Source organism: Pseudomonas sp. EA_65y_Pfl1_P113 (genome assembly GCF_963970525.1).
In the GTDB taxonomy this organism is placed as follows: domain Bacteria; phylum Pseudomonadota; class Gammaproteobacteria; order Pseudomonadales; family Pseudomonadaceae; genus Aquipseudomonas; species Aquipseudomonas tritici.
Map to the genome: position 1 here is coordinate 72,429 of NZ_CAXAQM010000022.1, position 19,846 is coordinate 92,274.

General features: G+C 60.3%; 23 protein-coding genes. 20 read left to right on the forward strand and 3 right to left on the reverse strand.

Annotated features, from left to right (window positions below; genetic code table 11):
- Nucleotides 1-8 precede the first annotated feature (8 nt).
- The 16 genes from fabG (at nt 9) to AACY52_RS19750 (ending at nt 14,876) form a co-directional block, all read left to right on the forward strand.
- On the forward strand, nt 9-752 hold the full coding sequence (gene fabG / locus AACY52_RS19675; protein WP_005790544.1) for a 3-oxoacyl-ACP reductase FabG: 744 nt from the start codon (nt 9-11) through the stop codon (nt 750-752).
- Between the two features lie 191 nt (nt 753-943).
- Nucleotides 944-1,180: an acyl carrier protein gene (gene acpP, locus AACY52_RS19680; RefSeq protein WP_003175607.1), complete on the forward strand. Its 237-nt coding sequence runs from the start codon at nt 944-946 to the stop codon at nt 1,178-1,180.
- A gap of 128 nt (nt 1,181-1,308) precedes the next feature.
- The gene (gene fabF, locus AACY52_RS19685; RefSeq protein ID WP_339420916.1) at nt 1,309-2,553 is read left to right on the forward strand and encodes a beta-ketoacyl-ACP synthase II; all 1,245 of its coding nucleotides are present in this window, start codon (nt 1,309-1,311) and stop codon (nt 2,551-2,553) included.
- On the forward strand, nt 2,553-3,368 hold the full coding sequence (pabC, locus tag AACY52_RS19690) for an aminodeoxychorismate lyase (protein WP_339560716.1): 816 nt from the start codon (nt 2,553-2,555) through the stop codon (nt 3,366-3,368). Before fabF ends, pabC begins: the two co-directional genes overlap by 1 nt.
- A gap of 1 nt (nt 3,369) precedes the next feature.
- Nucleotides 3,370-4,503, forward strand: a complete 1,134-nt coding sequence (gene mltG / locus AACY52_RS19695; RefSeq protein WP_339420918.1) for an endolytic transglycosylase MltG — start codon at nt 3,370-3,372, stop codon at nt 4,501-4,503.
- 19 nt (nt 4,504-4,522) lie between these two features.
- Complete coding sequence (gene tmk / locus AACY52_RS19700; RefSeq protein ID WP_339420919.1) at nt 4,523-5,155, forward strand: dTMP kinase; 633 nt, start codon at nt 4,523-4,525, stop codon at nt 5,153-5,155.
- A complete protein-coding gene (locus AACY52_RS19705) occupies nt 5,148-6,137 on the forward strand; it encodes a DNA polymerase III subunit delta' (RefSeq protein ID WP_339560717.1) in 990 nt (329 codons plus the stop codon). The genes tmk and AACY52_RS19705 overlap by 8 nt, the downstream gene beginning before the upstream one ends.
- A gap of 53 nt (nt 6,138-6,190) precedes the next feature.
- On the forward strand, nt 6,191-6,976 hold the full coding sequence (locus tag AACY52_RS19710) for a TatD family hydrolase (protein WP_339420923.1): 786 nt from the start codon (nt 6,191-6,193) through the stop codon (nt 6,974-6,976).
- Nucleotides 6,977-7,489: 513 nt separating this feature from the next.
- The gene (locus AACY52_RS19715) at nt 7,490-8,143 is read left to right on the forward strand and encodes a TetR/AcrR family transcriptional regulator (RefSeq protein ID WP_010208394.1); all 654 of its coding nucleotides are present in this window, start codon (nt 7,490-7,492) and stop codon (nt 8,141-8,143) included.
- Between the two features lie 115 nt (nt 8,144-8,258).
- Nucleotides 8,259-9,227: a radical SAM protein gene (locus AACY52_RS19720; protein ID WP_339420924.1), complete on the forward strand. Its 969-nt coding sequence runs from the start codon at nt 8,259-8,261 to the stop codon at nt 9,225-9,227.
- A 118-nt stretch (nt 9,228-9,345) separates the two neighbouring features.
- The gene (locus tag AACY52_RS19725; RefSeq protein ID WP_065873961.1) at nt 9,346-9,951 is read left to right on the forward strand and encodes a DUF4823 domain-containing protein; all 606 of its coding nucleotides are present in this window, start codon (nt 9,346-9,348) and stop codon (nt 9,949-9,951) included.
- Between the two features lie 16 nt (nt 9,952-9,967).
- Nucleotides 9,968-10,528, forward strand: a complete 561-nt coding sequence (locus AACY52_RS19730; protein WP_339420926.1) for a DUF1285 domain-containing protein — start codon at nt 9,968-9,970, stop codon at nt 10,526-10,528.
- A gap of 70 nt (nt 10,529-10,598) precedes the next feature.
- Nucleotides 10,599-11,312, forward strand: coding sequence for a GntR family transcriptional regulator (locus AACY52_RS19735; RefSeq protein ID WP_339428333.1), 714 nt, complete (start codon nt 10,599-10,601; stop codon nt 11,310-11,312).
- Nucleotides 11,309-12,310 (forward strand): ADP-ribosylglycohydrolase family protein, encoded by a 1,002-nt coding sequence (locus AACY52_RS19740; protein WP_339428334.1) that lies wholly within the window; start codon nt 11,309-11,311, stop codon nt 12,308-12,310. Before AACY52_RS19735 ends, AACY52_RS19740 begins: the two co-directional genes overlap by 4 nt.
- Nucleotides 12,311-12,499: 189 nt before the next feature.
- Nucleotides 12,500-13,966, forward strand: coding sequence for a cytosine permease (locus AACY52_RS19745; RefSeq protein ID WP_339420931.1), 1,467 nt, complete (start codon nt 12,500-12,502; stop codon nt 13,964-13,966).
- Nucleotides 13,959-14,876: a PfkB family carbohydrate kinase gene (locus AACY52_RS19750; protein ID WP_339420933.1), complete on the forward strand. Its 918-nt coding sequence runs from the start codon at nt 13,959-13,961 to the stop codon at nt 14,874-14,876. Before AACY52_RS19745 ends, AACY52_RS19750 begins: the two co-directional genes overlap by 8 nt.
- 65 nt (nt 14,877-14,941) lie before the next feature.
- Here the strand turns inward: AACY52_RS19750 and AACY52_RS19755 are convergent, their stop codons facing one another.
- The 3 genes from AACY52_RS19755 to AACY52_RS19765 all read right to left on the reverse strand — a co-directional run bounded on the left by AACY52_RS19755 (nt 14,942) and on the right by AACY52_RS19765 (nt 16,874).
- Entirely contained in the window at nt 14,942-15,208 is a 267-nt protein-coding gene (locus AACY52_RS19755; protein ID WP_339420935.1) for a hypothetical protein, read from the reverse strand.
- A 51-nt stretch (nt 15,209-15,259) separates the two neighbouring features.
- Nucleotides 15,260-15,592 carry a hypothetical protein gene (locus tag AACY52_RS19760; RefSeq protein WP_339420936.1) on the reverse strand — a complete coding sequence of 111 codons (333 nt, stop codon included), beginning with the start codon at nt 15,590-15,592 and terminating at the stop codon, nt 15,260-15,262.
- A gap of 85 nt (nt 15,593-15,677) precedes the next feature.
- Nucleotides 15,678-16,874: an MFS transporter gene (locus tag AACY52_RS19765; RefSeq protein ID WP_339420938.1), complete on the reverse strand. Its 1,197-nt coding sequence runs from the start codon at nt 16,872-16,874 to the stop codon at nt 15,678-15,680.
- Between the two features lie 188 nt (nt 16,875-17,062).
- Here AACY52_RS19765 and AACY52_RS19770 point away from each other — a divergent pair, with 188 nt between their 5' ends.
- The 4 genes from AACY52_RS19770 to AACY52_RS19785 form a co-directional block, all read left to right on the forward strand.
- Nucleotides 17,063-17,542, forward strand: coding sequence for a GNAT family N-acetyltransferase (locus AACY52_RS19770; RefSeq protein WP_034099874.1), 480 nt, complete (start codon nt 17,063-17,065; stop codon nt 17,540-17,542).
- Nucleotides 17,543-17,779: 237 nt separating this feature from the next.
- Nucleotides 17,780-18,601, forward strand: coding sequence for an SDR family oxidoreductase (locus tag AACY52_RS19775; RefSeq protein ID WP_339494499.1), 822 nt, complete (start codon nt 17,780-17,782; stop codon nt 18,599-18,601).
- Between the two features lie 35 nt (nt 18,602-18,636).
- Nucleotides 18,637-19,617: a substrate-binding domain-containing protein gene (locus AACY52_RS19780; protein ID WP_122485033.1), complete on the forward strand. Its 981-nt coding sequence runs from the start codon at nt 18,637-18,639 to the stop codon at nt 19,615-19,617.
- A partial coding sequence (locus AACY52_RS19785) for an ATP-binding cassette domain-containing protein (RefSeq protein WP_339420945.1) occupies nt 19,614-19,846 on the forward strand: 233 nt, incomplete at its 3' end. The genes AACY52_RS19780 and AACY52_RS19785, both read left to right, overlap by 4 nt.

Genomic DNA, 19,846 nt, shown 5'->3' on the forward strand with positions numbered 1-19,846 from the left:
AAGCCTGCATGAGTCTGCAAGGTAAAGTTGCACTGGTTACCGGCGCAAGCCGTGGCATTGGCCAGGCCATCGCCCTGGAGCTGGGCCGTCAGGGCGCCGTTGTGATCGGTACTGCCACGTCCGCCTCGGGCGCCGAGCGTATCGCCGCGACCCTGAAGGAAAACGGCGTGCAAGGCACCGGCCTTGAGCTGAACGTGACCAGCGATGAGTCAGTGGCCGCCGTACTGGCTGAGATCACCGCACAATTTGGCGCGCCGGCGATTCTGGTAAACAACGCCGGCATCACCCGCGACAACCTAATGATGCGCATGAAAGACGACGAGTGGTACGACGTGGTCGATACCAACTTGAACAGTCTGTTTCGCCTGTCCAAGGGCGTTTTGCGTGGTATGACCAAGGCGCGTTGGGGGCGAATTATCAATATTGGCTCCGTAGTGGGTGCCATGGGCAACGCAGGCCAAGTAAACTACGCGTCCGCCAAGGCCGGTCTGGAAGGTTTCAGCCGTGCATTGGCACGTGAAGTCGGCTCGCGGTCGATTACGGTCAACTCGGTGGCCCCAGGGTTCATCGACACCGATATGACCCGTGAGCTGCCGGAAGCACAGCGTGAAGCCTTGCTGACGCAGATTCCGCTGGGCCGTCTGGGCCAGGCTCAAGAGATCGCGAATGTGGTCACTTTCCTGGCATCCGACGGTGCGGCATACGTGACTGGGGCTACAATCCCGGTGAACGGCGGGATGTACATGAGTTAAATTGTGACGGATCGCTTCAAAAAAATGTCATACGAGCTGTCTAAAATCCGTTATAAAGCTGCAACTTAATTTATAGGCGGGTGGCCGACCGGGTACTGGGTGAAGCTTTCAGTTGAAAAGCTGAAATGGCTTTCTATACACTTACCCACTGGCCAGCTGCCTGAATTTGTCCATTAGGAGTTAAACAAGGTATGAGCACCATCGAAGAGCGCGTCAAGAAAATCGTCGCCGAGCAACTGGGCGTTAAGGAAGAAGAAGTGGTCAACACTGCTTCCTTCGTAGAAGACCTGGGTGCCGATTCCCTTGACACCGTTGAGCTGGTGATGGCTTTGGAAGAGGAATTCGAGACCGAAATCCCGGACGAAGAAGCTGAAAAAATCACTACTGTTCAAGCTGCTATCGACTACGTTACTAGCCACCAGGCGTAATAGTTTGTAGTCGTCGCTTGCTTTCAGGGAAAAACCGCACTGCTGTAACGGCGTGCGGTTTTTTCTTTAGCCCTGACGAAATGTGAGCGCTGAAGCAAAAGTGTCGTCATTAGAAAAAGGAGAGTGCTGTGTCGCGTAGACGCGTCGTAGTCACCGGTATGGGTATGTTGTCGCCACTGGGCACGGATGTGCCGAGCAGTTGGCAGGGCATTCTGGCTGGCCACAGTGGTATTGGTCTGATCGAACACACGGACCTTTCTGCCTATTCCACCCGTTTTGGCGGCTCGGTAAAGGGCTTCAATGTCGAGGAATATCTCTCGGTCAAAGAATCCCGCAAACTCGACCTGTTCATTCAATACGGCCTGGCAGCCGGTTTTCAGGCAGTGCGTAACGCCGGCCTGGAAGTCACCGACGCCAACCGTGACCGCATCGGCGTGGCCATGGGATCGGGTATTGGTGGTTTGACCAATATCGAAGAAACCAGCCGCACGTTGCACGATTCCGGCCCCCGTCGAATTTCACCGTTCTTCGTGCCGGGCTCGATCATCAACATGATTTCCGGTTTCCTGTCCATCCACTTGGGCGCACAGGGGCCTAATTACGCCATTGCCACCGCGTGCACCACGGGCACGCACTGCATCGGCATGGCGGCGCGCAACATCGCCTATGACGAAGCTGACGTGATGATCGCTGGCGGCGCCGAGATGGCGGCCTGTGGCCTTGGCATGGGCGGCTTCGGCGCGTCCCGTGCACTGTCGACCCGCAACGACGAGCCCACCCGCGCCAGTCGCCCTTGGGACAAAGGCCGTGATGGTTTCGTTCTGTCCGACGGCGCCGGTGCACTGGTGCTGGAAGAGTTGGAACACGCTAAGGCGCGTGGCGCGACCATCTATGCCGAGCTGATCGGCTTTGGCATGAGCGGCGACGCCTACCACATGACCTCGCCACCCTCCGACGGTGCCGGCGCTGCGCGTTGCATCACCAACGCGCTGCGCGATGCGAAGGTCAACCCGAACCAGGTGCAGCACATCAACGCGCATGGCACGTCGACGCCGACTGGCGATTTGGCGGAAGCTGAAGCCATCAAGTCGGTGTTCGGCGAGCATGCCTACAAGCTGGCGGTCAGCTCCACCAAGTCCATGACCGGCCACTTGTTGGGCGCGGCGGGTGCGGTCGAAGCGATCTTCAGCGTGATGGCCATCAAGGATCAGGTCGCTCCCCCGACCATCAACCTCGATGAGCCGGACGAAGGCTGCGACTTGAACTTCGTGCCTCACGAAGCGCAGCCGATGCCGATCGACGTGGTGATCTCCAACTCGTTCGGTTTTGGTGGCACTAACGGGTCCCTGGTGTTCCGCCGGTTCGCCGAGTGATGCACAGCTGGGTCGACGGTCAGCCAGCGGATAACGTGCCCCTGAAAGATCGCGGCCTGGCGTATGGCGACGGGTTGTTCGAGACCATTGCCGTCAGGGCCGGGCAACCGGTGCTGCTCGACCGTCACCTGCAACGCCTCGATCAGGGTTGCAGGCGCCTCGCTTTGGTTGCAGATCAGCCTTTGATCCGCAACGAAGTGCTGGCCTATGCCGCCGCCCTTGGCGACGGTGTCCTCAAGGTGATCCTTACCCGTGGCGACAGCCTGCGTGGCTATGGCATCAACCCTGGCGCGCCAGTGCGCCGTATCTTGCAGGGCAACCCGCCCGCTACTTATCCCCTCGCCCATGGAACCGACGGCATCCGCCTGTTTCCGTGTGCCACCCGCTTGGCCGAGCAGCCACTGCTGGCCGGCCTCAAACACCTCAATCGCCTCGAGCAGGTGATCGCCCGCGCCGAATGGCAGGATGCCGAACACGCTGAAGGTTTGATGCTGGACATGTCTGGGCGTGTCATCGAAGGCGTATTCAGCAACCTGTTTCTTGTGCGCAACGGCTTGTTACTAACCGCTGATCTGACGCGTTGCGGCGTTGCCGGCGTGATGCGCGCCGAGATTCTGGCCCAGGCTCAAACGCTGGGCACCCCGGTGGCCGTGGCCGACATCAGCCTTACGCAGTTGCAGCAGGCTGACGAAGTCTTTGTATGCAACAGCGTTTATGGCATTTGGCCTGTGCGCGGGTACGCTGCGATGAGCTGGTCGGTTGGCCCGCTCACCCGTAAACTGCAGGGCATTATTCGCGCGCTATTGGAAATTTGAGTTGATACGAAAACTGGTTGTACTGCTGCTGATCGGTCTGTTCTCGGCGGCTTTGTTGTTGGGTTATTCGGCCTGGAAGTTCGATTCTGCCTTGAAGCAGCCTTTGAACCTGGCCCAGGAGCAATTGCTCGATGTGCCGGCAGGGGCGACCCCGACCGGTACCTTCAATCGCCTGGAAGCCGATGGCGTGCTCGACGGCGCGTTCTGGTTGCGCCTGTACTGGCGCTTAAACCTCGACGGCCAGCCACTGCAGAGCGGCGAATACCGCATGACGCCTGGCATGACGGCGCAGGGCTTGATCGGCCTCTGGCAGCGTGGCGAAGTGGTGCAATACAGCCTGACCCTGGTCGAAGGCTGGAACTTCCGCCAGGTGCGCTCGGCCTTAGCCAACAATGAAAAGATCGTGCAGAGACTTTCGGGCCTCACTGACAGTGAAGTCATGGATAAACTCGGCCACCCTGGCGTGTTCCCCGAGGGGCGGTTCTTCCCCGATACCTACCGCTTCGTGCGTGGCATGACCGACGTCGAATTCCTGAAAAAAGCCTATAACCGCCTGGACGATGTACTCGCCCAGGAGTGGAGCAAGCGCGCCGCCGATGCGCCGTACACCGACCCTTATCAAGCGCTGATCATGGCCTCCCTGGTGGAGAAAGAGACCGGCGTACCTGAGGAGCGTGGGCAGATCGCCGGGGTATTTGTGCGTCGCTTGAAGATCGGCATGCTGTTGCAGACCGACCCAACGGTGATCTACGGGCTGGGCGAGCGCTACAACGGCAAGTTGACCCGCGCTCATCTCAAGGAAGCCAACCCTTACAACACCTACATGATTGCCGGCCTGCCGCCGACGCCTATCGCGATGGTCGGCCGCGAGGCGATCCATGCCGCGCTGAACCCGGTGCCGGGCAGCAGCCTGTATTTCGTCGCACGGGGCGATGGCAGCCATATTTTCTCGGATAACCTGGATGCGCATAATGCCGCCGTGCGCGAGTTTCAACTCAAACGCCGCGCCGATTACCGCTCCAGTCCGGCCCCGGTGGTGAAGCCTGCGCAAGACGCAACGCCACCGGCGGATGAGCCAGCTGATAAACCGGCCGAGCCTGCGCCGGACACCACTGCGCCGCCAAGCCCGCAATAATTCTGACTAAGGACTGCCTGTGACTGGCTTGTTTATTACCCTGGAAGGCCCCGAGGGCGCCGGCAAAAGCACTAACCGCGATTACCTGGCCGAGTGCTTGCGCGCCCAAGGCATCGAGGTGGTGTTGACCCGCGAGCCTGGCGGTACGCCGCTGGCCGAGCGCATTCGTGAGGTGCTGCTCGCTCCGGGTGAAGAGCAGATGAACCCTGACACCGAGCTGCTGCTGGTGTTCGCCGCGCGCGCCCAGCACTTGGCCGAGGTGATTCGCCCGGCCCTGGCGCGCGGTGCCGTAGTGATCTGCGACCGGTTTACCGATTCCACCTATGCCTACCAGGGCGGCGGTCGAGGTTTGTGCCTGGAGCGCATTGCTACATTGGAAACGTTCGTCCAAGGCGACCTGCGCCCTGACCTGACCCTGGTGTTCGACCTGCCGGTGGAAGTGGGCCTGGCCCGCGCCAGTGCCCGTGGTCGCCTGGACCGTTTTGAGCTCGAAGGCCAGGCCTTCTTCGACGCGGTCCGTACTGCGTTCCTCAAACGTGCTGCGGCCGAGCCTGCGCGTTATTACCTGCTGGACGCGGCCCAACCGCTGGCCCAGGTGCAGCAAGCCATCGACACGCTATTGCCGACGCTGCTGGAGCGCGCCCGTGCCTGAAGTCTATCCGTGGCAGGCCAGCCTGTGGCAACAATTGGCCGGCCGTGCTCACCACGCCCATGCCTACCTGTTGCATGGACCGGTGGGTATCGGTAAGCGGGACTTGGCTGAGCGACTCATGGCCAGCCTGCTGTGCCAGCGCCCGGTCGACCTGGAAGCCTGTGGCGAATGCAAATCCTGCCTGTTGCTCAAGGCCGGCAGCCATCCGGACAACTACGTGTTGGAGCCCGAGGAAGCCGACAAGGCGATCAAGGTCGACCAGGTCCGTGACCTCGTCAGCTTCGTGGTGCAAACCGCGCAGATGGGCGGGCGCAAGGTGGTGTTGATCGAGCCCGTGGAGGCGATGAACATCAACGCCGCCAACGCCTTGCTCAAGAGCCTGGAAGAGCCGTCTGGCGATACCGTGTTGTTGCTGGTCAGCCACCAATCGAGCCGTTTGCTGCCGACCATTCGCAGCCGCTGCGTTCAGCAGGCGTGCCCGCTGCCAAGCGAGGCGCTGAGTCTTGAGTGGCTGGCGCAGGCGTTGCCGCAGTGCAGTCAGGAAGAACGGGTCGAGTTGCTGACACTGGCAGCGGGCTCGCCATTGGCCGCGGTGAAGCTGCAAGCCCAGGGGGTGCGTGAGCAACGCGCACTGGTGGTGGAGGGCGTAAAGAAGCTGATCAAGCAGGAAGTGTCCGCGACCCAGTTGGCTGAAACTGCCTGGAAGGACATTCCTCTGCTATTGCTGTTCGACTGGTTCTGCGATTGGTCGAGCCTGATCCTGCGCTACCAACTGACCCAGGACGAAAGCGGTCTGGGCCTGCCAGATATGCGCAAAGTGGTGCAGTACCTGGCGCAAAAAAGTGCCCAGGACAAAGTGCTGACGATCCAGGACTGGATCCTCGCCCAGCGCCAGAAGGTGCTCGGCAAAGCCAACCTCAACCGTGTGCTCTTGCTTGAAGCGCTGCTGGTGCAGTGGGTCGGTTTGCTCGGCCGGCGTTAATTTCCCTGGCTGACGGGTATCGTTGGTCAAACACTTTCAGTGACTTAATTCTTATGCTCGTAGATTCCCATTGCCACCTTGATCGCCTCGACCTTGCCCAGCACGGCGGCTCCCTTGACGCCGCGCTCGAAGCGGCACGCCAGCGCGGAGTAGGGCACTTCCTGTGCATCGGCGTCAGCGCTGAAAATGCTGGCGACGTCAAAGCCCTGGCTGATCGCTATGCCGATGTGGATTGTTCGGTGGGTATCCATCCGCTGGACCTCAAGCCCGGTGAAGCCCCAGCCCTCGACTGGCTGCTCGGCGAACTCAATCACCCGCGCGTGGTGGCCATCGGTGAAACCGGCCTGGATTACCACTACGAGCCCGAAGCCGCCGAGTTGCAGCAAGCCTCCTTTCGTTTGCACCTGCAGGCTGCCCAGCAGACCAGTAAACCGGTGATCGTCCACACCCGTGGCGCCCGTGCCGACACCCTGACCCTGCTGCGCGAAGCCGCGCTGCCTCAGGCTGGCGTGTTGCACTGCTTCACCGAGGACTGGGACATGGCCAAGGCGGCCCTGGACCTCGGGTTCTACATTTCCCTGTCGGGCATCGTCACCTTCCGCAATGCTGACGCCCTGCGCGACGTAGCGCGCCAAGTACCGGCCGACCGCCTACTGGTGGAAACCGACTCGCCGTACCTGGCGCCCATCCCACATCGCGGCAAGCCGAACCTGCCGGAGTATGTGCGCGATGTGGCGGATTACCTGGCGATGCTGCGTGGCGAATCCTACGAGCGCTTTGCCGAACAGACCACCAAGAACTTCAAGCGCCTGTTCCCGCTGGCTCACGTGGCCTACTGACGCACAATTTTCAAAGCTGAAAAATTTCCCCGTAGTGAGCGTGCTTGTGTAGATACCGATGCTGTTGACGCGGCCAAATCGCAGGCAAAAAAAACCCGGGTTCTGGGGGGTGAATCCGGGCTAAGACCATTAGGAGTAAAACAAGGGCACGCGGTCCGTTGGTACCCAGGTCGGCGCGTCACTTGGGGGAGATGTCACGCCGACAGTTCAAGTATTGATCAGTATCCGATTCAGTCCAGTGGCGACTGGTCGTTTTTTAAACAGATTTGGAATACACGCGCTTCGCTTGGGTTCTCATCAAGCAGGTGTACGGAGGGAGTTGTTGCGTATTATTTCTGACTGAAATCAATGCAAACGTTGGTGCGCTGAAAGTAAAGTGCGTTACGGGTTCACATAGACATTGCCCAACGACCGTTCAGTCGGGATAATCCCTCGCACTGGGTAAATCGTATCGCCACGTATCCGTGGCCCTGCGCAACCCTTCCTATTTCGACCTCTGCAGACCTCTTTCTCATGCACAAAGAACCCCGTAAGGTCCGTGAGTTTCGCCGCCGTGAGCAGGAAATTCTCGACACCGCACTGAAGTTGTTCCTCGAACAAGGTGAAGACAGCGTCACCGTCGAGATGATTGCGGATGCCGTGGGTATCGGCAAAGGCACGATCTACAAGCACTTCAAGTCCAAGGCCGAGATTTACCTGCGCCTGATGCTCGACTACGAGCGTGATTTGAACGAGCTGCTGCATTCGGCCGATGTGGACAAGGACAAGGAAGCCCTGTCCCGCGCCTACTTCGAGTTCCGGATGCGTGATCCGCAGCGCTATCGCCTGTTCGACCGTTTGGAAGAGAAGGTGGTCAAGGGCCATCAAGTGCCGGAAATGGTCGAGGAGTTGCACAAGATCCGTGCCTCGAACTTCGAACGCCTGACTCTGCTGATCAAGGGCCGCATCAGCGAAGGCAAGCTGGAGGACGTGCCGCCGTATTTCCACTATTGCGCTGCCTGGGCCTTGGTACACGGCGCCGTCGCGCTGTACCACTCGCCGTTCTGGAGCAATGTGCTGGAAGATCAGGAAGGCTTTTTCCAGTTCCTGATGGATATCGGCGTGCGCATGGGCAACAAGCGCAAGCACAGCGCCGAGCAGCCACCGGCTGAAACGCCCGCCACGTAATGATTTGCTGCCACGCGCAGTACCCCAGGAATATACTCAGGCATGGACTCTTGCTAAAAGCTGATTTATCAGTCAGTTTTTAGTGCGCCCGAATCATCCTCTGCCGGAGTGATCCATGATCGTTGATCGTCAAGGCAGGCGTTTTCGCAATTTGCGGATCAGCCTGACCTCAGCCTGCAATTACGCGTGTACCTACTGCGTGCCTAACGGCAAGCGGCTGGTGGCTGCCCAGGACGAACTCTCGGCCGAGGCGATGGCGCGCGGCGTGGCTTATCTCATTGAGGCGGCCGGCATCGACCGCTTGCGCATTACCGGCGGAGAGCCACTGGTCAGCCCCAAGCTGGAAGCCTTCATGGGCGCAGTGGGGCAGATGGGCCTCAGTGACATCAGTTTGACGACCAACGGCCAACTGCTGGCGCGCAAACTGCCGTTGCTGGTGGACGCCGGGATCAAGCGCATCAATGTCTCCCTCGACACCCTGGATGCGGACGCCTTCCGCAGCATCGCCCGTGGCGGCGACTTGGCCACCGTGCTCGATGGCATGGACCAGGCCGGCGCTGCCGGTATCAAGATCAAAGTCAACATGGTGCCGTTGCGCGGCCAGAATCTTGACCAAGTGATGCCGCTGCTCGACTACTGCCTGGAGCGCGGCTACGAGTTGCGCTTTATCGAGCTGATGCGCATGGGCCACCTGGCCAAGGACTCCAACGCGTTCCTGCAGCAATTTGTCAGCTTGCAGCAACTGCTGAGCCTGATCGGCGAACAGTATGAATACCTGCAAGCCAATGCCCCCGTCGACGCCACCGCCGTACGCTACGAAGTACCGGGCAAGGGTTTCTTTGGCGTGATTGCCAACGAGAGTGTGCCGTTCTGCCGTACCTGTTCACGGCTGCGGTTGTCGTCCACGGGCTGGTTGCATGGCTGCCTGTCGTCGAGCAACCGTCACTATGTCGGCGACCTGCTGGACAAGCCGCGGCATCAAGCACTGCCTGCGCTGCAAGGCCTGTTGATGAAGGCGTTGGGGGATAAACAGGAAGTGGCCTTCTCCGGCGGTGCCACCATCATGAAAATCATTGGCGGCTAACGCGATTTCCTAACTCAACTCACTCCCACATTTGGTTATGCGTCATCTCTGAGTGGCGCGGATTCTGCATCTCATGCCCATTCGCCGGTTTTCCGTCACCGGCTTCTGGAGGATTAGGATGCGTAGTCTGGTTTTGTTGCTGGCGTCGTTGACGCTGAGTGGTTGCATGACCGTCAGCGATATGGCCGAAGGCACTCGCTATCAGATGAGTGATGCCGGCTTGCTCGACCACAGCGACACCCGTCGCACGGCCTCGATTCGCGTGCAGCCGGACTCCTTTATCTTTATCGCCCAGGGTGCCTTCGTACCGCCGGGCAGTGCCTACCCGCGTCCTAACGTGGTGGCAGAGGAAGCGTTCAACGGCTTCGTCGAATACTTCCCCATGGTACGCCGCGCCCGCCAACCGGAAGGTCTGGAACAGGCAATGTCCGAAGCTCGTGCAGCCGGCGCTCACTACCTGTTGTACTGCCGATTTGCGGCAGCGGATGACCGTATCGGCAATGCCGACGAGTGGGCTGATCAGCAGGCCCTTGACCGTGTTGGCCTGGACAACGGCGTCATCCAGATCATGTTGATCGAGACCAGCACCCAGTATTTGATTGATACTGCACGTATTCGCAGTCGTGGCGGTTTACTGACGTTCCACGACAATAAGCCAGAAGACTTGATTGCCCGCCCCCTGGCGCAATACGCCCGCGGCCTGCTTGGGATGAGTGATCAATAAGCACCAGGAGAAGCCCATGACCGATTCCGCCAAAGCCAACGATCTGTTGGCCCAACTGCCCAAAGGCAAGGGACCGGCGCCGGTGCATCTGTGGAACCCGGATTTCTGCGGCAACATCGATATGCGCATCGCCCGCGACGGCACCTGGTTCTATCAGGGCACGCCGATCGGGCGTAAGCCGATGGTCAAGCTGTTCTCCAACATTATCCGCCGCGATGGCGATGATTACTTCCTGATCACTCCCGTGGAAAAAGTTGGCATCACCGTCGACGATGCGCCGTTTGTCGCCGTGACCCTGGAAGTCGAAGGGCAGGGCGAAAGCCAGGTATTGCGCTTTACCACCAACGTGGATGAGCAAGTCGAAGCCGGTCTTGAACATCCGTTGCGCGTGGTGATCGATCCGGTCACCCAGGAGCCCGCGCCCTACATCCGGGTGCGCACCAACCTTGAAGCCTTGGTGCATCGAAACGCGTTCTACCAATTAGTGGAACTGGCGGTGAGCCGTCCGATCAACGGTCAGAACTGGCTTGGTGTCTGGAGCGCTGGGGAATTTTTCCGTATTGGGCTGGAGCCTTAGGGCCCGTTTTTTCATGTTCCTGAAATAATTCGCTTGCTGTAAATAACGGCTTTCGGTTATCAATTTTTACATGATTAGACATGTTCGATTTGATAAGAAAAAACGCGTCGTCGACGAGCTTATACGCCGTATCGAGGGCGGAGTGATGGTCGACGGTTTTCTGTTGCCGGGTGAGCACCAATTGGCCGAGGAGTTTGCGGTCAGTCGCGGCACCCTGCGCGAAGCGCTGGCTGAACTCAAACGGCGTAATTACATAGCGACCCAGAGCGGCGTCGGCTCCATCGTCACCTTTGACGGCATGGTGCTCGACCAACATAGCGGTTGGGCGCAGGCCCTGGCCGACACCGGGGCGCGGGTGAGCACCGATATACTGCGCCTGGAAGCGGTGACTCGCCCAGACCTGTTCAACCGTTTCGGCAGTGACCAATTCATCGCCCTCGACCGGCGCCGCCGCACTACCGCCGGCACCGCCGTGTCCCTGGAGCGCTCGCTGATGCCCGCCTCCGGAGGCCTGGAGAGCCTGCCTGACGTGGGCCTGATCGATGACTCCCTGACCATCACCCTGGCAGCCTACGGGTATGTCGGGGCCGACGGTGACCAGTGGATCGGCGCCGAGCCCCTCAGCGATGAAGACGCCGAGTTGCTTGGCCGCCCTACAGGCACGGTGTTCCTCAAGGCGTCGCGCACGACCTACGACCGTCGCGAGCGTTTCATGGAGTACGTCGAAAGCTGGCTCGATCCTCTGCACTTTCGTCTGCACCTGCAGTTTGGACATTCGAAATGACCCCGCACACTCGCGCCCTCGGCGCCTTCTACGGCCTGGCATTGGGCGATGCGCTGGGCATGCCGACCCAATCCTTGAGCCGTGAACAGGTCCGGGCGCGCTTCGGTGCTATCACCGGCCTGGAAGATTCCGGTGCTGACCAGCCCATCGCGCCAAACATGCCCGCCGGCTCCATCACCGATGACACCGAGCAGGCGATCCTGGTGGGCGAATTGCTGGTGGAAGGCCAGGGCACGATTGAACCTACCGTGCTCGCACAGCGCCTGATCGACTGGGAGGCAGTCATGCGTGCCAAGGGCTCGCAGGATTTACTCGGCCCATCGACCAAGCGTGCGATCGACATGATCCTCGCCGGCCACACGCCGGAAGAATCCGGGCGCTATGGCACCACCAACGGCGCCGCGATGCGCATCACGCCGGTGGGGATCGCCGCCGATGTCAGCGACCCGGCACCGTTTATCCAGGCGGTGATCCAGGCCTGCCAGGTTACCCATAACACCACCCTGGGTATTTCCAGTGCGGCGGCGGTGGCGGCGGTGGTGTCGGCTGGCATTAATGGCGTGGATTTGGGTGAGGCACTCAATATCGGTATGCAAATCGCCCAACAAGCAGAGCGCCACGGACACTGGATCGCCGGCGGGCGTATTTCCACGCGCATCAGTTGGGCGCGGACGTTGAGCGTCGACAGCGGGGACAAGGTCCTGTTCGCCGACCTGCTGTATGAGTTGATTGGCACCTCCGTGGCTTCACAGGAGTCAGTGGTGGTGTCCTTTGCCTTGGCCCAGCAAGTGGCGGTCGGCGAGATGAATGCCTTCGAGGCCCTGTGCCTGGCCGCCAGCCTTGGCGGCGACACCGACACCATCGCCGCGATTCTAGGCGCCATGATGGGCGCATGCCTGGGCATGCAGTGCTGGCCTGTGGCGATGATCGATCAGGTCAAGCAGGTCAACGGCCTGGATATTCAGCCTCTGGTTCAAGCGCTGCTCAAATTACGCTGAACACCACAGAGCAAAAATGTGTGTGGCTTGCCTGTGATGACGGTGTGCCAGCCATTGATGCGCTCACTGGATAACCGCCTTCGCAGGCAAGCCGGCTCCCACACTGAATCGTGTTGAGTCAGGATGACCGGCTTAAAGATTGGATTCTTTGCCACAATTACAACAATACAGGCACCAGGAGCGCCCCTCATGAGCAGCACCTCTTCCGGCCAGAGCGCTGGGCAATTGGAAACACGTGGTATCGAACCTGTCCCGGAAAGCGAGTGTAACGGGCACCCGCTGCAACTGTTCTGGGTGTGGTTCGCGGCCAACATCAGCATTCTTGGCTTACCGCTTGGCGCGACGCTGGTGGCGTTTCGCGGCCTGGCGATCTGGCAAGCAATCATCGTGGCGATCCTCGGCGCTGCCGGTTCCTTTGCCGTGGTAGGCATCATCTCCATCGCCGGTCGGCGTGGCCGCGCGCCCAGCCTGACGCTGTCCCGCGCCATCTTTGGCGTGCGCGGCAATATCGGCCCAACGCTGGTGTCGCTGATGTCACGCCTGGGCTGGGAAACCGTCAACACCACCACAGCCGCCTTTGTGCTGCTGTCGTTGAGTTCGATCCTGTTCGGTTCTGCGGTGGAAGCGAAAAGCGCACCGTTACTCACCCTGATATTCATCGCGATCTTCGTGCTGCTGACCCTGGCCGTATCCGGCCTCGGACACGCCACCTTGCTGGTGATCCAGAAGTGGGCCACCTACGTGTTCGGCGCCTTGAACATTCTGGTCGGCGGCTTCCTTTGCGCCACTATCGATTGGAGCGCAGTGTTCAATGCCACGCCGGCACCGCTCAGCGCGATGATCATTGGCGTCGGCACCATGGCCGCGGGCACCGGTATCGGCTGGGCCAATGCCGGCGCCGACATGTCGCGCTACCAGCACCGCAGTGTGAAGGCTGCGCGCCTGGTGGCATCCGCCGCGTTTGGTGCGGGCATCCCGCTGGTGTTGCTGATCACCCTTGGCGGCCTGCTGTCGGTGGGCAATAACGACTTGGCGTCGGCCACTGACCCGATCATCGCGATCCGCGACATGCTGCCGACCTGGATGGCGGTTCCGTACCTGATCACGGCGTTTGGCGGGCTGCTGCTCTCCAACAACCTGTCGGTGTACTCGGCGGGTCTCACCACCTTGACCCTTGGCTTGAAGGTCAAGCGTGTGCACGCGGTGATCGTCGACATCGTGGCAATCTTCGCCGGTTCGATTTACTTCATGCTAATCGCCGACAGTTTCTATGGCCCATTTATCACGTTCATCTCGTTGCTGGCGGTGCCGATTACGGCCTGGGTCGGCATTTTCGTGGTCGACCTGATCCACCGTCACTACTACAGCCCCACGGACTTGCTGGACGTGAGCCCAAGCAGCGCCTATTGGTATCGCGGTGGTGTGGAGTGGCGCGCATTCGGCGCCTGGGCCATGGCGATCGTGTTGGGCTTCAGCTTCACCACCATTGGCACCACCGCCGAAAACATCTGGTTCGCCGGGCCGTTGTCCGACTCGTGGCTGGGCCATAACGGCCTCGGCTGGATCGTTACCTTCCTGGTGGCCGGCGGGGTTTATGCGGCGCTGGGTGGCGCGGCTGACCGTCGCCCGGCTCTGGTAGAGAGCCCCAATGTCTAGATTGCTGCACACCGGCCAAGTCATCGTCGACCTGGTCATGGCTCTCGATACCTTGCCTGCATCCGGCGGCGACGTGCTGGCGCATTCGGCCAGTTTCGAAGCCGGTGGGGGGTTCAATGTGATGGCTGCGGCCAAGCGCAATGGGCTGGCGGTGATCTATCTGGGGCGCCACGGCAACGGGCGCTTTGGCGACCTGGCCCGCGCAGCGATGCTGGCCGAAGGTGTGGAAATCGCCCAGGCGCCCAGCACGGACAAAGACACGGGGCTATGCGTTTCGCTGACCGAGGCCAGCACCGAGCGCACGTTCATTTCCCATATCGGCGCTGAAGGTGATTTGAACGCCGAGGATTTGGCGAGTGTGGTGCCACAATCGGACGATTACGTTTATGTCAGCGGTTACAGCTTGTTGCTGGAAGGCAAGGCCCAGGCGCTGCTCGACTGGCTGCTGACGCTGCCCCGTCACATCACCGTCGTGTTCGACCCCGGCCCGCTGGTCAAGGCGCCGGATTCTGCACCGATGCTGGCCCTGCTGCCGCGTATCGATATCTGGACCAGCAATGGCCCGGAGGCGCTGGCATTTACGGGGGCAGGTACGTTAACGAAGGCACTGAGCGAGCTGAAGCGTCACCTGCCTGACACTGCCTTGCTGGTGGTGCGCGATGGGCCGAAGGGTTGCTGGGTCAGCGCCGAGGGTGCCGTCGAGCATGTGCCGGGCTTCAAGGTACAGGCGGTGGACAGTAACGGCGCGGGCGATGCGCATGCGGGGGTGTTTATTGCGGGGCTGGCGAACGGACTGGCACCCGCTCAAGCGGCACGGCGGGCAAATGCGGCAGCGGCGTTGGCCGTGACACGTTGGGGGCCGGCTACATCGCCCGGCACCCCTGAAGTCAATGCCCTACTCACTGAATAAAGCCAATCAACACTGTGGGAACCGGGCAAGCCCGGCTCCCACAGTGTTTAGCGGTGTTTCCTACATTACTGGGCAGTCTGACTTTCCAGCTTGCGCGCCTCATCCACCCCCGACGCTGTCAACTTGATCGGCAAGTTCAACGAATACTCCCCGGTCTCATCGGTGGTCACATGCCCATCCTTGATAAGCCCGCGATCCTGCAGAAATGCCAAGGCACTGGCGACCACTTTTTCTCCGCGGTAGTTATCCAGCACTTCCTTGCCCAACCCTTGGGGGTGCGCGTGCAGCAGGCGGGTGAGGACTTCTTTTTCAAGGTCTTTATCGACGTTCATGCATACCTCTTCACTGGGGAATGATCGGGTGTCTGTAGAGCGATTCGCTGTTTATGGCGCAGTTTGTTTCGGCGCGCCTGGCAGGTTCGAATCATCGCCTTTATTGATCGTCGGCTCATTCACGGATGGGCCCATTTTGCCGTTGCCGACGGCGGCAGGCGCCTGGCGTTCGGTGTCGTGGCCTTTGGTGTGCGGGTCAGCGCCATTAGTGTTGTCGATGACCGCGCCGCCATTGGTATCCAGGCCAGTGCCCATGGATTTCTGCGACTCGCTGGTCGCGTCAGGCGTGGTGGTGCCGGTCGACGATGTGGCGGCGAAACTGCTCAGGGACACCGCCGACAGCAGGCCGGTGAGCGCGAGGGCAGCAAACTTGGAATTCTTCATGAGGGTGTCTCCATATGATTAATGTCCTTACCCTCTATTGGTCAGTTGAGGTTTCCTGATCGTGCCTTGATGGCGACGAACGGTATCAAGTGACCTGTAAGATTTTGTGTGATGAGACCCGACGCCAGGCCAACCGCGCCACGCTGATCAACCAATTGCAGGTGGCCACCGCCAGCACGCTCATCATCAGTGCCGACAAGCCGTAGTCGACGATGAGCTTGCCCGCCAACCAGGGAAACCCGAAGACCCCGACAAAATACGCCAGGCTGAACAGCAGCAACGCCTGGGACGTCATGCCGGATGGCGCCTCATGGGCTACCAACCCGTTGATCACGGAATACGTCAGGCCGTACCCGACCCCCAGCAGCGCCGCTGCCAGCAAATAGCTGAGGTTTCCGCTCACGCCAAAGGCAAACAGCGCGATCGACCCGAGCATGATCCCGGATAACACGCAGGCCGCCCGGTAGGCATCACGCTTGACCACAAAGCCGGCAATCAACAGGCGACTGGTGATTGCCGCACTCAGGAAACCTGCGAAGAACAGCGAATAATCCAGCCCATGCGCGGCGGCGTAGCTGGTCTGGAACGATGAAAGCCCGCCAAATACGCAACCCCCCAGGCCAACCATCAGGATGGCGAACACCGCTTTGGAAGACAGCACTCGACGGCTGGCACCCCAGGAAATCTTTGCCGTAGGTACGTGGGTGTGATGCTTGAATTGTGCGCCCATGCGCCAGAACATCACGGCACCTGCGAGGCTGGCCAACCCGGCGATATAGAATGCGGTTGTCAGTGGCAGCTCCAGCGCGCTGGCGGCGCGCCCGAGCAGAGGGCCCGCGCCGATCCCGCTCAACATGCTGCCCGACAGCAGCGCAAAGTACTTGGCCCGATGGTGAGGCTCCACCAGCAACGTCACGATGATCGGTCCCAACGTGTAGAACACGCCCCAGCCCAGCCCCAGTGACAGCCCGAAAAGCATCAAACCTTGACCAAACCCTGGCACCAGCGCAAAGCCCAGGCAGGCCACCACCAGCAATACGCCCATTCCCGCAATCGCACGCGCCGCACCCAACGCATCCGCCAAATGCCCGGAAAGTAGCACCGCCACGAAGGTACTGAGCATCGCCGTGGAGATCACGCTACCGGCATCGTGCTCATTGCCGCCGCGTGAATGAATCAGCAGCGACAGCAAAAAGGTCGAGCCGTAGGACAGCGACAGCAGGAAACTGGCAAGGCAGAACAGCGCGAAGGTTTTCGCGCTCACCGAGGGCATCGCAGGCATGGGCACGTCTCGAATCGTTGGAGGTGTGCCGTCTGTTTACCATGCATGCCTGCGCGGATTGTTCTGTGGTTGATGGTGCTCGCATTGCTCCTCAGCGGAGTAAAGCGCCCCGGCCCCGGTGATAATGCACTGCAATCAGTCATGAAAGCGCCTTAGTATGTGTGCTTTGAAATTGCCAAGGCTCGCCCATGACCATCGAGATTCGCCCCGCCGTGCCCAGCGATGCTGCGCAGATCCTGACGTTCATCACTGAATTGGCTGAGTACGAAAAAGCCCGGCATGAGGTGATCGCCAGCGTGGTAGACATTGAGCGCAGCCTGTTCAGCGAGGGCGCCACCGCACACGGCCTGATCTGCTCACGCGATGGCGTGCCGATTGGGTTCGCGGTATTTTTCTTCAGCTATTCCACGTGGTTGGGCAGCAACTGCCTGTACCTGGAAGACCTCTACATCAACCCGGAGCAACGCGGCGGCGGGGCGGGCAAGAAGCTGCTGCGCCACCTGGCGAAGATTGCTTTTGATAACGGTTGCGGGCGCTTTGAGTGGAGCGTGCTGGACTGGAATGAGCCGGCGATTGCCTTCTACAAATCCATCGGCGCGCAGCCGCAGGAAGAGTGGGTGCGCTATCGCATGGAAGGCGACGCACTACGAGACTTCGCCCTCGGCTAGCAACCTTCTGTAACCACTGAAGATCAAAATGTGGGAGCGGGCTTGCTCGCGAATGGAGTGGATCAGTCGACATTTTTGGTGACTGAAACACCGCATTCGCGAGCAAGCCCGCTCCCACATTATTTTTGTGTGTCTCTCACTATATGGGATGCAAATTTATATATTGAGATGTTTCAAATGATAGGTTTATAGTCGGCTGCATCAGCACTCACTACCAAAAATAAAACAGGTGAAGCGATGCAGGCACAACCGTTGTCACTCCCCGCCGTGCCCGAGCCCACCTACGGCGAGCGGCTCACAGGCAAGGTGGTGATCATCACTGGCGCCGCCCAAGGCATTGGCGAGGCCATCGCCGCGTGTTTCCAGGCTCAGCAGGCGCGCCTGGTCATCGCCGATATCCAGGGTGAGAAGGTCGAGCAAGTCGCCGCCCACTGGCGTGAACGCGGTGCTGACATCTACGCGCAAGCCGTCGACATTACGTCTAAAGATCAATGGCAGGCGCTGGTCAATCTGACCCTCGAGCGCTTCGGCCGCGTGGATGTGCTGGTCAACTGCGCCGGGGTCAATGTGTTCCGCGACCCGCTGGAAATGACCGACGAAGACTGGCGCCGCTGCTTCGCCATCGATCTCGACGGCGCCTGGTACGGCTGCCGCTCGGTGTTGCCGCACATGATCGAGCAGGGCATCGGCAGCATCATCAACATCGCGTCTACCCATTCCAGTCACATCATTCCCGGCTGCTTCCCCTATCCCGTGGCCAAACACGGCCTGCTCGGCCTTACGCGTGCCCTCGGCATCGAGTACGCGCCCAAGGGCATTCGTGTGAATGCCATCGCGCCGGGCTATATCGAAACCCAGCTCAACGTCGACTACTGGAACGGCTTCGCCGACCCCCACGCCGAGCGCCAGCGCGCCTTAGACCTGCACCCGCCCAAGCGCATCGGCCAGCCGATCGAGGTGGCGATGACTGCATTGTTCCTGGCGACCGACGAGGCGCCCTTTATCAATGCCACCTGCCTGATGATCGATGGCGGGCGGTCTGTGATGTACCACGACTAAAACCTGCAGCGCTCAATAACAACAAGAGGTAGCTCATGTTCAAGAAAACTCTAGGCGCAGTAGCGCTTGCGATGGCGTTCAGCGGCGTGGCATTGGCCGAGGAAGTGAAGATCGGCTTTCTGGTCAAGCAAGCCGAAGAACCCTGGTTTCAGACCGAATGGGCCTTCGCCGAAAAAGCCGGTAAGGAACACGGTTTTACCGTGATCAAGATCGCCGTACCGGATGGCGAGAAAACCCTCTCGGCCATCGACAGTCTGGCCGCTAATGGCGCCAAGGGCTTTGTGATCTGCCCGCCGGACGTGTCCCTGGGCCCGGCCATTGTCGCCAAGGCCAAGGTCAACGGCTTGAAGGTGATGGCGGTGGACGATCGCTTTGTCGATGCCAAGGGCAACTTCATGGAGGACGTGCCTTACCTGGGCATGGCCGCCTTTGAAGTCGGCCAGAAACAGGGCGCCGCCATGGCCGCCGAAGCGAAAAAACGCGGCTGGGACTGGAAGGACACCTATGCGGTGATCAACACCTACAACGAACTCGACACCGGCAAAAAACGCACCGACGGTTCGATCAAATCCCTTGAAGAGGCGGGCATTCCCAAAGACCACATCCTGACCGCCGCTCTCAAGACCCTTGATGTTCCCGGCAGCATGGACGCCACCAACTCAGCCTTGGTCAAGCTGCCCAGCGGCGCGAAGAACCTGATCATCGGCGGCATGAACGACAACACCGTACTGGGCGGCGTGCGCGCCACCGAAAGCGCTGGCTTCAAGGCGGCCAACGTGATCGGCATCGGCATCAATGGCACTGACGCCATCGGCGAATTGAAGAAAGCCGACAGTGGCTTCTTTGGTTCGATGCTGCCCAGCCCGCACATTGAGGGCTACAACACTGCGCTGGCGATGTACGAGTGGGTCACCACCGGCAAGGAACCGGCGAAATACACCGCCATGGACGAAGTCACCTTGATCACCCGTGCCAACTTCCAGGAAGAGCTGACCAAAATCGGGCTGTGGAAATGACCGGCGCGGCCTTGCGCTTCAACGGCATCGGCAAGGAGTTTCCTGGGGTCAAGGCCCTGGCGCAGATCAGCTTTGAAGCGCGGCCGCGCGAGGTGCACGCGCTGATGGGCGAGAACGGCGCGGGCAAGTCGACGCTGCTGAAGATCCTCGGCGGCGCCTACATCCCCAACAGCGGCACGCTGCAAATCGGCGAGCAGACCATGGCGTTCAAGAACGCGGCGGACAGCAT

Bases quoted from the DNA above. Each gene is read 5' to 3' on its own strand.
- fabG (WP_005790544.1), top strand. From the start codon at position 9: ATGAGTCTGCAAGGTAAAGTTGCACTGGTTACCGGCGCAAGCCGTGGC.
- acpP (WP_003175607.1), top strand. From the start codon at position 944: ATGAGCACCATCGAAGAGCGCGTCAAGAAAATCGTCGCCGAGCAACTG.
- pabC (WP_339560716.1), top strand. From the start codon at position 2,553: ATGCACAGCTGGGTCGACGGTCAGCCAGCGGATAACGTGCCCCTGAAA.
- AACY52_RS19710 (WP_339420923.1), top strand. From the start codon at position 6,191: ATGCTCGTAGATTCCCATTGCCACCTTGATCGCCTCGACCTTGCCCAG.
- AACY52_RS19715 (WP_010208394.1), top strand. From the start codon at position 7,490: ATGCACAAAGAACCCCGTAAGGTCCGTGAGTTTCGCCGCCGTGAGCAG.
- AACY52_RS19720 (WP_339420924.1), top strand. From the start codon at position 8,259: ATGATCGTTGATCGTCAAGGCAGGCGTTTTCGCAATTTGCGGATCAGC.
- AACY52_RS19725 (WP_065873961.1), top strand. From the start codon at position 9,346: ATGCGTAGTCTGGTTTTGTTGCTGGCGTCGTTGACGCTGAGTGGTTGC.
- AACY52_RS19730 (WP_339420926.1), top strand. From the start codon at position 9,968: ATGACCGATTCCGCCAAAGCCAACGATCTGTTGGCCCAACTGCCCAAA.
- AACY52_RS19735 (WP_339428333.1), top strand. From the start codon at position 10,599: ATGATTAGACATGTTCGATTTGATAAGAAAAAACGCGTCGTCGACGAG.
- AACY52_RS19740 (WP_339428334.1), top strand. From the start codon at position 11,309: ATGACCCCGCACACTCGCGCCCTCGGCGCCTTCTACGGCCTGGCATTG.
- AACY52_RS19745 (WP_339420931.1), top strand. From the start codon at position 12,500: ATGAGCAGCACCTCTTCCGGCCAGAGCGCTGGGCAATTGGAAACACGT.
- AACY52_RS19750 (WP_339420933.1), top strand. From the start codon at position 13,959: ATGTCTAGATTGCTGCACACCGGCCAAGTCATCGTCGACCTGGTCATG.
- AACY52_RS19755 (WP_339420935.1), bottom strand. From the start codon at position 15,208: ATGAACGTCGATAAAGACCTTGAAAAAGAAGTCCTCACCCGCCTGCTG.
- AACY52_RS19760 (WP_339420936.1), bottom strand. From the start codon at position 15,592: ATGAAGAATTCCAAGTTTGCTGCCCTCGCGCTCACCGGCCTGCTGTCG.
- AACY52_RS19765 (WP_339420938.1), bottom strand. From the start codon at position 16,874: ATGCCTGCGATGCCCTCGGTGAGCGCGAAAACCTTCGCGCTGTTCTGC.
- AACY52_RS19770 (WP_034099874.1), top strand. From the start codon at position 17,063: ATGACCATCGAGATTCGCCCCGCCGTGCCCAGCGATGCTGCGCAGATC.
- AACY52_RS19775 (WP_339494499.1), top strand. From the start codon at position 17,780: ATGCAGGCACAACCGTTGTCACTCCCCGCCGTGCCCGAGCCCACCTAC.
- AACY52_RS19780 (WP_122485033.1), top strand. From the start codon at position 18,637: ATGTTCAAGAAAACTCTAGGCGCAGTAGCGCTTGCGATGGCGTTCAGC.